This is a genomic window from Leuconostoc mesenteroides subsp. mesenteroides (assembly GCA_009676745.1).
GTDB classification, from domain to species: domain Bacteria; phylum Bacillota; class Bacilli; order Lactobacillales; family Lactobacillaceae; genus Leuconostoc; species Leuconostoc koreense.
Map to the genome: position 1 here is coordinate 287,067 of CP046062.1, position 15,097 is coordinate 302,163.

The 15,097-nt window shown below is 37.3% G+C and carries 11 protein-coding genes; 3 read left to right on the forward strand and 8 right to left on the reverse strand.

Translation table 11 applies throughout. The features are described from left to right. Positions 1-30: 30 nt before the first annotated feature. The 3 genes from GJV51_01375 to GJV51_01385 all read right to left on the reverse strand — a co-directional run bounded on the left by GJV51_01375 (position 31) and on the right by GJV51_01385 (position 2,474). A complete protein-coding gene (locus GJV51_01375; GenBank protein ID QGM26091.1) occupies positions 31-633 on the reverse strand; it encodes a thymidine kinase in 603 nt (200 codons plus the stop codon). Between the two features lie 215 nt (positions 634-848). Then, positions 849-1,751, reverse strand: a complete 903-nt coding sequence (locus tag GJV51_01380) for a gamma-glutamyl-diamino acid-endopeptidase (GenBank protein QGM24722.1) — start codon at positions 1,749-1,751, stop codon at positions 849-851. Between the two features lie 105 nt (positions 1,752-1,856). Further along, on the reverse strand, positions 1,857-2,474 hold the full coding sequence (locus GJV51_01385; GenBank protein QGM24723.1) for a non-canonical purine NTP pyrophosphatase: 618 nt from the start codon (positions 2,472-2,474) through the stop codon (positions 1,857-1,859). A 248-nt stretch (positions 2,475-2,722) separates the two neighbouring features. Here GJV51_01385 and GJV51_01390 point away from each other — a divergent pair, with 248 nt between their 5' ends. Together GJV51_01390 and GJV51_01395 are read left to right on the forward strand one after the other, a co-directional pair. Further along, on the forward strand, positions 2,723-4,081 hold the full coding sequence (locus GJV51_01390; protein QGM24724.1) for a DUF1727 domain-containing protein: 1,359 nt from the start codon (positions 2,723-2,725) through the stop codon (positions 4,079-4,081). Next, positions 4,081-4,812 carry a glutamine amidotransferase gene (locus tag GJV51_01395; GenBank protein ID QGM24725.1) on the forward strand — a complete coding sequence of 244 codons (732 nt, stop codon included), beginning with the start codon at positions 4,081-4,083 and terminating at the stop codon, positions 4,810-4,812. The genes GJV51_01390 and GJV51_01395 overlap by 1 nt, the downstream gene beginning before the upstream one ends. 302 nt (positions 4,813-5,114) lie before the next feature. Here GJV51_01395 and GJV51_01400 read toward each other — a convergent pair whose 3' ends face one another. Next, positions 5,115-6,959, reverse strand: a complete 1,845-nt coding sequence (locus GJV51_01400; GenBank protein QGM24726.1) for an amino acid permease — start codon at positions 6,957-6,959, stop codon at positions 5,115-5,117. A gap of 129 nt (positions 6,960-7,088) precedes the next feature. Next, positions 7,089-8,219, reverse strand: a complete 1,131-nt coding sequence (locus GJV51_01405; protein QGM24727.1) for a PTS sugar transporter subunit IIC — start codon at positions 8,217-8,219, stop codon at positions 7,089-7,091. A 430-nt stretch (positions 8,220-8,649) separates the two neighbouring features. Here GJV51_01405 and GJV51_01410 point away from each other — a divergent pair, with 430 nt between their 5' ends. After that, positions 8,650-9,645: an AI-2E family transporter gene (locus tag GJV51_01410; GenBank protein QGM24728.1), complete on the forward strand. Its 996-nt coding sequence runs from the start codon at positions 8,650-8,652 to the stop codon at positions 9,643-9,645. Between the two features lie 33 nt (positions 9,646-9,678). On the opposite strand, the gene metE is transcribed toward GJV51_01410, so the two are convergent. From metE to GJV51_01425, 3 genes are all read right to left on the reverse strand, one after another. Then, on the reverse strand, positions 9,679-11,979 hold the full coding sequence (gene metE / locus GJV51_01415) for a 5-methyltetrahydropteroyltriglutamate--homocysteine S-methyltransferase (protein QGM24729.1): 2,301 nt from the start codon (positions 11,977-11,979) through the stop codon (positions 9,679-9,681). Positions 11,980-12,146: 167 nt separating this feature from the next. Continuing rightward, positions 12,147-13,040, reverse strand: a complete 894-nt coding sequence (locus tag GJV51_01420; protein ID QGM24730.1) for a methylenetetrahydrofolate reductase — start codon at positions 13,038-13,040, stop codon at positions 12,147-12,149. Between the two features lie 694 nt (positions 13,041-13,734). After that, entirely contained in the window at positions 13,735-15,027 is a 1,293-nt protein-coding gene (locus tag GJV51_01425; GenBank protein ID QGM24731.1) for an aminotransferase class V-fold PLP-dependent enzyme, read from the reverse strand. Between the last annotated feature and the right edge of the window lie 70 nt (positions 15,028-15,097).

Consider the following 15,097-nt stretch of genomic DNA (forward strand, 5'->3'; position numbering starts at 1 on the left):
TTTAGACCAAAGATTACTTGATGAATTGAATTATTTAACTGGAAACATCTCAGCTATTTTATCGAAATCAGGATTAAACCAATGATGACGGCATGTAGGAATATAAGCTTCATCCCCGCCAATAAAAACTTGCGCACCTTCCCGTTGTGGCTGTCCATCAACAATACGCAATTGCGTTGTTGCTTTTTTACCGCAAAATGAGCAAATGGTTTTCATTTCTTCTAACTTATCAGCCAACTCTATTAAACGTTTTGATCCTTCGAATAAATGATTGAAGGCATCTTGCTTCAACCCAAAAGTCATTACTGGAATGTTCAAATGATCAACCACGTAAGCTAGCTGATCCACTTGTTTAGTAGCGAGAAACTGTGCTTCGTCAATTAAAACTACTGCCAAATGATCATCTTTCATACTCGCAATCAATTGGTATAGATCGTCTTCTGGTTGGACTGCCACAGCCTCTCTAGAAAGACCAATGCGACTAGCAACGACACCAGCGCCAGCTCTTGTATCCATAATTGGTGTCATCAATAACACTTTACGTCCCTGTGATTCATAATTATGCGCAACCTTAAGAATTTCAATAGACTTTCCGGAACTCATTGCGCCATACTCAAAGAATAATTGTGCCATTTTCTTACTGTGTTTACGAGCTATCGAAAACACGATTCCCCTTTTGATTAACTTAAAAAGTCCGTGTATATCATAAAAATAATAATATTTATCAACAACATTATGTGTCTAAACAAAAATATAGACAATACTAATAATATTATAGCAATATTTACGATAACAAAAAAGCCACGATTAAGTGACTGGAACCGAAAAAGATATTATATAGATAAAAATCATACACCTGTTTCACGACGAACTGTTCCTGGCTTTAACAAATCGCCCCATGTCAATGTTTTAGACGTTTTATAATTAACTAACTCATTTAAACGGCTAATGGCTACACCATTAGTGGGCGATGAATCATGCAAAATAAAACCATTACCAAGATAAATAACGGCATGAAGACGATCTTCAGTATAGGTATTTGGTGTCACTAGCACATCACCACGTTGCATATTAGACCATGCAACCTCTGTACCAGTTTGTGCTAATGAAGTTGTTGACGCTGCTGATTGCACAACTAACGGTAAACCAGCCTTTCGGTAAAACCAAGCGATGAAGGAAGAACAATCAAATTCGTTTTTAGCTATAGAACTATCAGTACGACCACCACCATAGACATACGGGCTTTTCCCAACTAATGTCATACCGCCTGAAATAACCTCTTCAATGATTTTATTATCACTTTGAATAGATGGCGCAATTTTTTCGTATGCTATGGCAGTATTATTCACGCCATTTTTATCAAAATAATAATAATCGTCATTAATTTTCTGCAAACCATACACCATTTCACCAGTTTGAGGTGAGAAGTAATATTCTTTTTGACCGATTGTTTGTAGTCCTGTTAACTTCTTTTGAGTTGTATCTGAAATCAAAAAAGTTTTCCCTAAGATAGTTGTCTTTAAAACAACCTGTTCACCACTAACTGTTGTGTGTGTTTGTGATGTATGCCTCAATAGTGTTGCGTTCAACACCTTTTGTGGCAATACTTTTATATTATCTGGTAGGCTGATGCTGTTTGTTCTAATCGTATACATTCCGGCTAAACCACTAATAATCAGTACGGCAACAATCCACGAGTATCTACGTCGTGGATACTTTCTTGATTTTGATACTTTCTTTTTTGATTTCATCTATCCTATTTTCCTTCATAAAAAAGCAGCTTAAGCTTCACTTTTAGTCTAGCAAATGGACCTTATAATAAGATTAAATATTTGTTGAATTCTAGAAGTTCCCAATTATTTATGAACCAAACTTGCTAATTCAGCAGGTTGCAATTGTGCCAACAGGTTTTTTGCAGCACGCCCACGATGTGAATAAGATACGCGAATGTCAGTTGGCATTTCTGCAAAAGTCTGACCATTTTCGGCTTCAAACAAGGTATCAAATCCTACCGAAAACTGACCGCGTTCGGCCAAAGCTAACTTAGTTCCACCTCGCCCGATGGCACGTTTCACTTGGTCATCTGGTGTTAATAAGACAAATAAAGCCTCTAAATAAGCACCTCGGTCCATATCGGATGTATACAACTCCAATAAGTATTCATCTTCTTCCTGAATAGATTTAAGTCCCAACCTTTTAAATTCACGAGCAATAGTTAATCCAAACCTGTCTGGAAAGGCGGCAAAATACGTACCTGTATCATCAGCTAAAACCCATTCTTTTGGCAAAAATTGCTTAATAAAACGTGCCTTAGCTAAAGCATTTTCAAATTGATCATCAGTCGTTTCTTCTGGAAACTTTTTTTCACTGATTATTGAGCGATAATTGACCACCTGGACACCAGACTCAGCAAACACTTGTTGAATCTCCCGTGTTTTAGCTGAATTATTCGATGCAATGACTATTTTCTTCATTGGGACGCCTTTCCAAAGTAAATTCATACGACATTATTGATTATCGTCAGCAGATTATGGTTGATTTTCTGACTGTTATGTTGTTTTCATTTTAACATGACTGCATAAGGATATTTTAGTTTGGTTGTTTCCTTACTGTTAAACATGCTTCAAAATGATACTTTATAAATGTCTATGCAAACATTGTATGAAATTCCCCACCGCACACTTGTTCATGGTAAAATTAAAATCATGAAAGTGGGGATATTATGACAGTTAAAAGTTCAATTGCACGCGTCACAGCAAAAACTTCGTACTGGTTTTTACGAAATATTTTACATCGTGGTGGAACCAGTTTACCCGGTAAACTAGCTGTTTCGATTGATCCTGACATCTTAAAAACAATTCAACAAGATTTTGATTTGATTATTGTCACTGGAACCAACGGAAAAACACTCACGACTGCATTAATCACTCGTGTTTTACAAGCTGGTGGCTATCAAGTTATCACTAACCCTTCTGGGTCAAACATGATTCAAGGTATTACCGGAACCTTAGTGACGACAAAAATTAAAAAATCACCTAACGGTAAAAAACCACTAGCCGTGCTCGAAGTTGATGAAGCCAATGTTGAAAAAATAACGGCAGCAATCCAACCAAAAATGTTTGTACTAACCAATATTTTCCGTGATCAGATGGATCGCTATGGGGAAATTTACACGACTTACGAAAAAATCGTTTCTGGAATTAAGAACGCACCGGAAGCGCTTGTTCTAGCCAATGGTGATTCACCTATCTTTACGCGTGGTAATTTCACCAACACACGTCGTTATTTTGGTTTTGATCATATTGTACCAACAGATTACAATCCTAATGTTGCACCAATTAACACGGATGGTATCCTGTCACCAACCGATAATTCCGTACTTCACTATGATTTTATTACTTACGCTAACTTGGGTAAGTATTTTAGTACAACTGACGAGTTTTCACGCCCTGAGTTAACTTATCGCATCACCAGTGTAGATAAGTTAACACCACGCTATTCAACTTTTAGTATTGACAACACACCCTTGCGTATTGAGATTGGTGGTTTATATAATATCTATAATGCTTTAGCAGCTTTTTCTGTAGGGCGTGAATTTGGTGTCGCTCCTGAACAAATCAAAAAAGCATTTGAATCAAATGCGCAGATTTTTGGCCGTCAAGAAGCCATTAATGTTGATGGCAAAGATGTAATTATCGTATTGATTAAGAATCCTGTCGGTACTAATTCAGTCATCGACATGATGCTCACCGAAAAAGATGAATTCTCTCTTTTGGCACTATTAAATGCAAATTACGCTGATGGCATTGATACCAGTTGGATTTGGGATGCTGAATTTGAGAAATTACATGATACAAAAATACAAGCCGTAGCGACTGGTGGCGAACGTTATCAAGACTTACGTGTGCGTTTGAAGATGGCTGGTTTTACAGACCAAACTGTTCATGAAGATCTCTCAGAAGTCGTGACAGCTATCAAATCTCTACCAACCCAAAAAGTTTATATTGCTGCTACTTATACGGCAATGTTACAATTGCGCGAACAATTAAGTGCTAAGGGCTATATCAAAGGAGGTTTCTAATGGCTGGTTACGATATTTCTATAGCGCATTTATATGGCAACCTAATGAACACCTATGGTGATTATGGCAATATCATTGCCTTAACCTATTATGCTAAGCAAATCGGTGTTGCTGTTGATTACCATTTGGTATCTCTTGGGGATGAATTTAATGCTACCGCATATGATTTTGTCTTATTTGGTGGTGGCCAAGATTATGAAGAGACGATTGTCGCCCATGATCTGAAATCCAAAGCGAACCCTATTCGAGAGTATATTGAAAATGATGGTGCATTATTAGCCGTCTGTGGTGGTTTTCAACTATTAGGTAAATATATGCTCATGGCTGATGGAACAAAAGTCGATGGTATTGGTGTAATGGATCACTACACCACCAATATGCATGACGAAAAATTAACAACACTAAAAGGCAAGCGATTGACCGGTAACATTGTAATCAAAAACAACGAAACCGGTGAAACCTACCATGGATTTGAAAATCATCAGGGGCGTACTTTCCTAGGTAAGAACGAACGAGCATTAGGTTCTGTTGTTTCCGGTAATGGAAATAATGGTATAGACAACACTGAGGGTGTTATTTACCGTAACGTCTACGGTTCCTATTTTCATGGACCAATTTTCACACGCAACGGTAATTTAGCTAAACGTGTTTTAACAACAATCTTAAATAAAAAATACTCAACGATTGATTGGCAAACGAAACTAAATCTGATTGAAACAGAGACATTTTAAAAGCTATAAAAAAGCAACAACTGGCCGACCAGTTGTTGCTTTTTAAATATTTTTGTCCTGATTATTAATTTTTTCATGCTCTTCGGCTTGTTGCTTTTTAACCTTAGTCACTTCTCTATGGTACCAACGCATAATCATAATTAGACCTACTGTTGAAATCAACATGGCAATGACTACCCAAATAAAAAATAAAATTAATTTTGTGTCCTGTGACATTACTATAGCTCACACAGATTAGCATAGAACCTGCATTTTTCCTTTCAAATTACTATATGTACACAACCCGATGGGTTGTATTTAATTTACTCTGATAAATGATAATAATATGTTGATACCGAAATATCCTCACGGGCCGCAAAGGCTGCACGCAAGCGCAACGAATTTTGGTTATGCAAGATATTTTGCCAAGGTTGCTTGGGAACAAATTGGGGTATCAACACAGTGACAGAATGGTTGCGCTTCTTTGCCTGCTTCACCACAGCATCTACAAAACTCAAAGAAGGTTTAACAATCGAGCGATAAGAAGAATGAATATCAACATAACGCACATCAGGAAAATCTAATTTAAATTGCGTGGATGTTTTTAACTCTTTTTTCGGATTAACATCAAAACTAACGTGCATAGCAACCACATAATCTCCAATAGATTGTGCATAATCAATGGCCTCCATCGTCACTTTTGTAATGTTTGAAACTAAAACAATTACTGTTGCGCCGTCGTAATGGTGACGCTCAGCATTATCATTTTTTAGATATTGTAAACGTAATTGTTTACCAATACTCATATAATGATGTTTAATTTTCAAGAACATAAACAAAATTATGGGCATAATGAAGAGGTATGGCCAAACATGTTCAATTCTCGTTGCAAAAAGTGTGATAACTAAAACGGCGGAAATAAAGGCACCAATAAAATTAATAAACGCCTTAACTAACCAATTTTGTGGTTTAGTACGCCACCAGTGAATAATCATACCCGATTGTGATAATGTAAACGGTACAAAGACACCAACTGCGTATAGTGGAATCAAAGCATCTGTTGACCCATGAAAAATCATGATAAGCACAATTGCACCAAAGGCCAGAGAAAGAATACCATTAGAATAGCCCAACCGATCACCCCTATCCATATAAAGATGCGGGAGATATTTATCGCGAGCTAAATTTAATGCAAGCAACGGAAAGGCAGAAAAACCGGTATTGGCAGCAACAGCTAAAATCATTGCTGTTGCAAATTGTACCATATAAAAACCGACGTGATAACCACCAAATGTGATTGCAGCAATCTGTGATACTACGGTCGACTTACTATTTGGCGTAATACCTAACCAGTAACTCAGAAATGTAATACCACCAAAGAAAATTGCCAAAATAACAGCCATTGTTGCTAATGTTGCGGCTGCATGCTTTTCTTTTGGTTCCTTAAAGTTAGGCACAGCGTTAGAAATTGCCTCAACACCTGTCAACGAAGATGATCCACTTGAAAAGGCACGCATGAATAAAACTAACGATAAACCACTAAAACTCGTACCAATTTTTGCGGCTGCATGATATGGCAATTGTCCTGTCAACGCTTGGAAAACACCCCAAGCAATCATAGCTACTATCACCACAATGAAAAAATAAACTGGTATCATCAAAAAATTAGCACTTTCGCGTAACCCACGCAAATTCATACCTGTTAGTAGTAAAACAATAATAATGGACAACGGCACGGTAAATGGTAGCGTAGCCGGAAATGCGGCCGTGATTGCATCGGAAGCAGCTGAGGCGGAAACGGCCACAGTCAACATATAATCAACAAGCAACGATCCACCAGCGACTAGCCCTGCTTTTGCTCCCCAATTCTCACTGGCTACCGCATAAGCACCACCACCTGACGGGTAAGCATGGATAATCTGCCGATAACTCATGACGATAGCAGATAATAATACTAAAACAAGCAATGCAATGGGAACTTGTAACCATAAGGCCATTGCACCTGCAGCCAATAAAGCAGTTGTAATTGACTCAGTACCGTAGGCTACCGATGACAAAGCATCGGATGATAAAAGTGCCAATGCTTTGGTTTTAGATAACGATTGACCACCTTCATCAAGTGTCTTCAACGGTTTACCAATCAATGTTCGCTTAACATTTTCAAACATATCATTTCTCTCAATACAATTATTTATTACTCAACATATTCTACGCTATTTTGTGTAGTAAAAAAAGCCGTCTATATGACGACTCGATGACATTTGCATTGATTGTACATTTTCGAAATTTAATTATTTTTATACTACATCCAGATGCAGATCGTTCTTCTTGGTTTTACCAAGCTTTTTCAAAACATAATAGAATACTAGTCCTGCAACAGTTGGTACAACAACTCCGAAGATGATCATTAGGACAAGGCCACGTGGGTCTGACGTTGCCAAAGCAATTGGGGCGATGAAGCCATTCAAACCTAATCCGGCGATTGCATAAGGAACCTTAAAATTGAAGACACCAACAGCAAATATGGCTGATACACCTGCAATTAGTGCTGGTCCAAATAACAATAACGGACTTTTTAACAGATTGGGAAATTGCACTTTGGGTGTAACGATGACTTGCGCTAGGTTAGCACCCAAATCATTTTGCTTCCAACCCATTGCTGTGTACATTACAAATCCTGCCGTTGTACCAACTAATGCGGCACCACCTGATAAAGGATCTAACATAACTGCAATGGCTAAGGCCGCTGATGAGGCCGGTGTCATTAAGAATAAGAACCACACAACAGCAACCACGAAAGCTCCTAAGAACGGATTAATCTTCATCGTCGAAGCTAATTCTTCAGATACCCAATTTAGAAATGGCGTCGTGACAGATGCTGTTGCTAAACCAAAGAATGTTCCTGCTAATACGGCACCCAACGGTACTAACATCATATCTAATGGTGTTTTACCTGTTAACCAGTTACCAACAAGTACGGCCAATAGTGCTGCCAGCACCGCAGAAATTGGTTGTCCAGATGTCATCACTATTGAACCCGCAGCTTGATCAGCCACCCAACCAGTGGCAGTATGTGTTGCTGGCGCAACCGTCGATGTAAAGTAAACAGCGTTGGATCCAACTGTTGCGGCAATCAATGCAGCACCTGTTGTCAGGATATTTGCACGCATCATCATAGCAATACCGACACCTAACGCTGGTGCCAACATTTTTTGGCCCATTAATCCAGCCTGAATTAGCGGTGTGTAGTTAAATATATTTCCTATTGATGCCATTAGTAGTCCCATACCAAGGACGGCTAAGATGGCATTGGAAATTCCTTGTGAAACATCAAAGACAACTTCACTTACTTTACGTGGTCGTTCTTTCATATCACTTACTGTTTTGGCCTCTTCTTTGGCCGTTGTTGTAGACAATGGTGCATCCATAGTCCTGTCCTCCTATATTATCAATAAAAATCACTCTCTACCATAATTGTTTATACGATTATGGTAAAACTATAAGAAAAAAAGAAGCGCTAGATAAACTAGCGCTTCTTAAAGTATGTTGAAAAAATCCAACCACTCCACGCCAGCCTTTTTTCAAGGCTGGCATCAAAAAGTAGACCAACCTCGAAGTCAAATAATAATGACGACGTTGATCTTAATGATTTGTGTGAAGTTAGTTGAACTTAAACTATTCATAAGATTTTTTCCTTTTAGTTAATAGAATCATTATGTCACAAAGAGTATAAAATGTCAATAGTCTAATTATACTAATTTAAAACACATTTATAGAAAGCAGCTTATTCTTACAAACATCAACCATTGCTCCTAATTTCAGATATAATAGATACTACAATTACTTGGGGGAAGTTACATGAATCTACTAGAAACTATTCAGAAAAGAATACCTTATCGCTATGGTGTTTTGTTAATTATTATTCTTCTGATTATTGCTTTAAAACAGTTCATGTCTTTACTGTTATTAACAATTATATTTTCTTACCTAGCAATGAGTGTTGCTAAGCCATTAACTCATTTTTTGAAAATATCTCGTGCTGTATCAATTGCGTTAGTGTATATTATTTTTATTAGTGTTGTGTCATTAGCCATTCAACACGGTGCTACTACGCTAATTGAGCAAATGAAAAGTATGATTAATTTATCCATGAGTTGGAATTGGCAAGACAATGCTCTGTTGCAAGATGTATACAAAAACATTCATGAATATACTTCTATGTTTAACAGTAAGGACTTAATTTCTGAAAGTTTATCGCAATTAAATCATATTGGCCACGTGATTTATCAATTAGTGTTAGCTTTACTATTTAGTTTTATATTTAGTATGACTTATCCAAAATTACGTTTATGGAGCATGAATTTTTTACATAGTCCATTCAAAAAATTTTTTGGTGAGTTCTATATCATCGTCCATCGTTTTATTATTATTTTGGGTAAATTGTTTGAAATCCAACTCATCATTTGTACCATTAATACAGCGCTGATGTTCTTAGTGCTCTTATCATTACATTTCCCCTATTTATTAGGATTTACGATTTTAATTTTTGTATTGGGATTAATCCCTGTATTTGGGGTTGTTATTTCATTGGTTCCTTTGACTATCACTGCTTTCATCATTGGCAATTGGAATACCGTGATTGTCATTGTGGTTGCTGTTGCTTTAATACATCTGTTCGAGTCTTACTTCCTACATCCCCATCTAATGTCTCAAAAAACACACATGCCTATTTTAATTATCTTATTAAACTTAATTATCATGGAACACTTTTTTGGTGTTTGGGGACTAATTATCGGATTACCCATTTTGACTTTCTTACTTGATTTTTTTCAAATACAAAAATTCAATCATTAAAAAAGATGACCCTCTCCGGTCATCTTTTTTATTCTACCCGTTACTAGCTATTTCAGAAAAAACTAGCTTTCGCGCAGCTTCCAGGTTTTGCAATGCTTCAAGTGTTTGCTTTTCGTTACGTGTTTTTAAACCACAATCTGGATTAACCCAGAACTGATGATGATTAATAACTTTTAGACCACGGCGGATATTGTCCGCAATCTCTGCCACTGAAGGAATACGAGGCGAATGAATGTCATAAACACCTAACCCGATTTGCTTATCATACTGTGCCTCTTCAAAAGCTGAAATAATTTCGCCATGTGAACGCGAAGTTTCAATGGAAATCACATCAGCATCTAATCCGGAAATAGTGCTAATAATGTCCTCAAAATCTGAATAACACATATGTGTGTGAATCTGCGTCTCATCACGCACACCAGTTGTAGTGATTTTAAATGAATAAATAGCTTCGTCCAGATAATTTTGCCAATTACGTTGTTTCAATGGAAGCCCTTCACGTAGAGCTGGTTCATCTACTTGAATAATTTTAATACCAGCCTTTTCCAAATTAATAACTTCTTGACGCAACGATAGGGCAATCTGATTCTGAACCGTAGTTCGTGGGATATCATCACGCACAAACGACCAATTAATAATTGTTAATGGCGCAGTTAACATCCCCTTCACTGGTTTATTAGTTTGTGCTTGTGCAAAGGCTGACTCTTTCACAGTAATAGGCTCAATATAATCAACATCTCCAAAAATAACTGGTGGACGAACGCCACGTGAGCCATAAGATTGCACCCAGCCATTTTGTGTAGCAAAAAATCCAGCTAATTTTTGCCCAAAGTATTCCACCATATCAGTACGTTCAAATTCGCCATGGACCAGAACATCTAGACCAATATCTTCTTGTAGTTGTATCCAACGCTTAGTTTCTGATTCAATAAAATCATTGTATTGCGCATCAGACAATTCACCCTTACGCCAGGCTGCACGCTTAGAACGTACATCGGCTGATTGTGGAAACGAGCCAATTGTAGTTGTTGGCAACAACGGTAAATGCAAACTGTCCTCTTGCTTCTTAGACCGTTCGGCATACTTTGAATGACGTTCGAACTGTTCCTGTGATAAATGTTGTATGGCTTCTTGCACTACTTTATTATTCCGGGCTTGTGAACGATTTAATGTCTCCAGAGCAGCAGCATTTTGTTCAAATATTGCTGACACATCATCACCATTCAACTTTTTAGTTAAAGCAACTAACTCTTGTACTTTTTCGTCAGCAAATGCTAAGCCACCAAACAGCTCAGGACTGGCTTTGGTTTCATATTTTTTTGTAATGGGTACATGAAGCAGCGTATTGGAAGGCTGTATCCATAGTTTTGGTGCTATCGTGCGTAATTCTTCAGCAAAATTAGCTTTTTCTTGCAAATTAGCTGTCCAAACGTTATGCCCATCAATTATTCCTGCGGCCAATATTTTGTCTGCTGGAAATCCAAATTTGCGAATATTATCGGAATTTTCACCGTGATCATGAACAAAATCTAACCCGAGTGCTTGTACGGGTAGTTTAGTCACCGCTTGATAAGGATCAATGGAATCAAAATATGTTTGTAGTTCAATGTTTAATTTTGGTGCCACCTCATTCAGATACTCCGTGGCACGACGATATGGTTCCACTTCAGCTTCATCCGCTACTTTGACTAGTGTAGGTTCGTCTAGTTGAATCCATGTCGCACCAGCTGCCTGCAACTCCTTAAATACTTGTCCATAAAGTGGTAAAATTTGTTCTAATAATTGATTAATATCTGCTGGCGTAGATACATATTCACCATTCAACTTACCAAGTTTGATTAATGTTACAGGACCAACAATGACAGGCTTACCATTGATATCTAATTCATCTTTAGCTTCCTGCCAATACTTTAACCAACGGTTGTCTAACAAACGTGGCGTTGTATTATCAAATTCAGGAACCGTGTAATGATAATTAATATTAAACCACTTTGTCATATCAGCAGCCACGTTATCCTTGTTCCCACGAGCTACTGAAAAATATTCATCCAGTGTTAAAGGACGATCATAACTCCCAAATCGAGTAGGAATTAAGTTGAAAGCAGCTATCGTATCTAATACATGATCGTAGTTTGAATTGTCTGCGACAGGAACAATATCCAAACCAAATTCAATTTGTTTTTTTAAATGAATTAAACGTAGTTTTTTAGCAGTTTCATTAAACTGCACTTCATCTATTTTACCTTGCCAATAAGATTCAAGTAGTTTTTTCCATTCACGGTGTTCGCCTAGTCGTGGGTAACCTAAATTTGATGATTTTACTGTATTTGTCATATTTTTCTCCTCGTTTTAAATAATCTGGTAATTGACAAATAACTTCATTTAAACCTATCAACAGAACCACTACCAGTAAGAAAGACAGCCGTTAGAATTTTATTAGTATGCAAGTAATAGACTTTTCGACATGTTACTTTCATGAGCTTCTTCTTTCGTTTATTGCATCAAAATGTTAATTTTTTTGATCGAATGTGCTTATTAATTTCGGGCAACATTGTCTCCAAAACGTTTGGTTGGTTCATCGCATACAAATGAATACCGTCAACCCCATGATCTAACAAGTCATGGATTTGCTCTAATGCATATTCAATTCCCGCCTGTTGCAAGGCCTCTGGTTGATTTTCATATTTATGAACAATTTTCGCCAAACGTGCCGGCAAAGATGAACCAGTCATATAGGTAATACGTTCAACCTGCGCACGGCTAATGATAGGTAAAATACCAGCAGATACTGGTACCTTGATATAATTTTCTTTAAGTGCCTCTTGCATGTTATAGAAAACGCCATTATCAAAAAATAGTTGAGAAATTAGAAATTCTGTACCACTAATTACCTTTTCTTTAACCCCAGTCACACTGATTCCTGTCATTAGATTATCAACATGCCCCTCTGGATAAATTGCTGCACCAATATCAAACCGCCCGTCGTTTTTAATCTCTTTGATTAGATCTTTTGCAAATGGATAATATTCATTCACGTAATCCTTTGTCGGTGTATCACCACGAAGTGCAAATACGTTTTCAATGCCTACCTTACTTATCTTTTCAAGAGTATCTTTTAAACTATTTGGTGTTTGGTTAATACCAGTCAGATTATGTAAAGCTGTTGTACCACACTGCCTTTCGATATATTCTGCAATTTCTTTGGTTTTTTTATGATTACTACCACCGCCAGCACCATATGTCACACTAATATAATCAACGCCAGTTTCTTTTGGATTCACTTCTTGTAAAGTTTTATACAATGCGTGTAATCCATCTTCTGTTTTTGGTGGAAATAGTTCAAAAGACAGTACTGGGGCTGATTTCTTTTTATAAATGTCCGTAATTCTAGTCATAGATATCCTCTCAATTTTTACTACCAAGTCAGTGAAAATTGAATTCATATAACCGCATCAACGGCCCCACTGCCATTTAAATAAACTGCTGTCGTTATTTTATCAGTGTGTAAATAATAAATTGTTTGATTATTTACGCGCACAATCTTCTCTCCTTGCTAATTAAATTCACCTTAGCAAACTCTCTACTCTTAAAGTATAAAAAAATCCCGCGATCCGAAAAAATTCAGATTGCGGGACGATTCCTCGTGTTACCACCCGTTATTCGTATGCTTTGATGCACACCTTAACTTCAGCCTTCCAATACAGTATTAGAAAACTAAAACAGCTATAACGGGCTTTCCCGGCCATAGTTTACGTCGCTTTGATTTTAAAAATCATACCACGCTCACTAAAACGAAACTCTAAGACCATCTTCATGATATGCCATTACCTGTTTTCACCAAATACAGGCTCTCTATCAATGCACCAATCACTACTCATCTTTTCTTCGTGTAAAACTATTTATTTTTCATAACAAATGCGTCAAATATTTTTTGAGCATCTAGATGACACAGTACTGTATCAATGACTACTTTTTATATTTTCTCGCTTTCAGATACATGAATAGTGTCATTTTAACACGCCTCTGACTGAATAAAAACAATAATCGCCATTAAATGCTGTTAAATCTTTCCACAGTAGTAAACATTACCTATTTTACATATGCTAATGCTTCATCTAAAGCGTTAATTAAATCATCCACATTTTCGATACCAATCGAAATACGTATCAAATCTGGTGTAATACCTGCTGCTTGCAGCTGATCATCATTTAATTGGGCGTGTGTTGTTGATTTCGGATGAATAATCAAAGACTTAGCATCTCCAACATTAGCCAATAACGAGAAAATATCTAAGTTATTAATCAATGTTTCTGCACCAGATTCGCCAGCCTTTAAGCCAAATGTGAAAATCGATCCAACACCGTTCTTAAAATATTTGTCAGCGAGTGGCTTATATGGCGAATCATCTAATTCTGGATAACTGACCCATGCTACTTGATCATTATTATTCAAGTAAGAAACAATTTTACGTGTGTTTGCTACGTGGCGCTCAATACGCAAAGATAGTGTCTCTAATCCTTGTAACAGATAAAACGCTGATTGTGGTGATAAGGTTGCACCCGTGTCACGTAAATGTTCTGCACGAATTTTAGTTACAAATGCACCACCTTTCAAATCAGCCCAAACAATACCGTTATAAGATGGTGTTGGTGTGGTGAAATCAGGATAGCGCCCGGAGGCTTCGTAATCGAAATCTCCTTTTTCAATCACTACGCCACCCAATGTTGTCCCATGTCCACCAATAAACTTAGTCGCTGAATGAACAACTACATCAATACCGTATGCCAACGGACGAGTCAAAAACGGTGTTGCAAAGGTAGAATCTACAATGGAAATAATACCATGCTTTTTCGCAATGGCTGCAACAGCTTCAAAATCAATAATATTTATTTTGGGATTTCCTAAGCTTTCAAAGAAAATAACTTTTGTATTATCTTGAATGGCCTTTTCAAAATTTTCTGGATCATCTGGATCTACAAATGTTGTATCAATAGATAGCTTCTTCAATGTTTCTGAAAACAACTCGATTGTACCACCATACAGCGTTGAGGCAGCAACAATATGATCGCCAGCCCCAGCAACATTTAATATTGCTGCGGTAATTGCAGCTGCGCCAGAAGCTAATGATATAGCCGCTGTGCCACCTTCAAGCGCTGCAATTCTTGCTTCAAAAGCTGAATTGGTTGGATTAGTTAATCGCCCATAAATATTGCCAGCATCTGTTAAAGCGAATCGCCCAGCCGCTTGTTTAGCATCCTTAAAGACAAAAGACGTTGTCTGATAAATTGGTACAGCACGCGCACCTGTCGCCGAATCTGCCTCTTCTTGGCCAGCATGTAGTTGTAGTGTTTCAAATGCATATTTTTTCTCTGGATTAGTCATAAAATATTTTCCTCATGTAAGTGATATTTATGCCACGTTTAATGAAACGATTACTGATACCACATTCGTG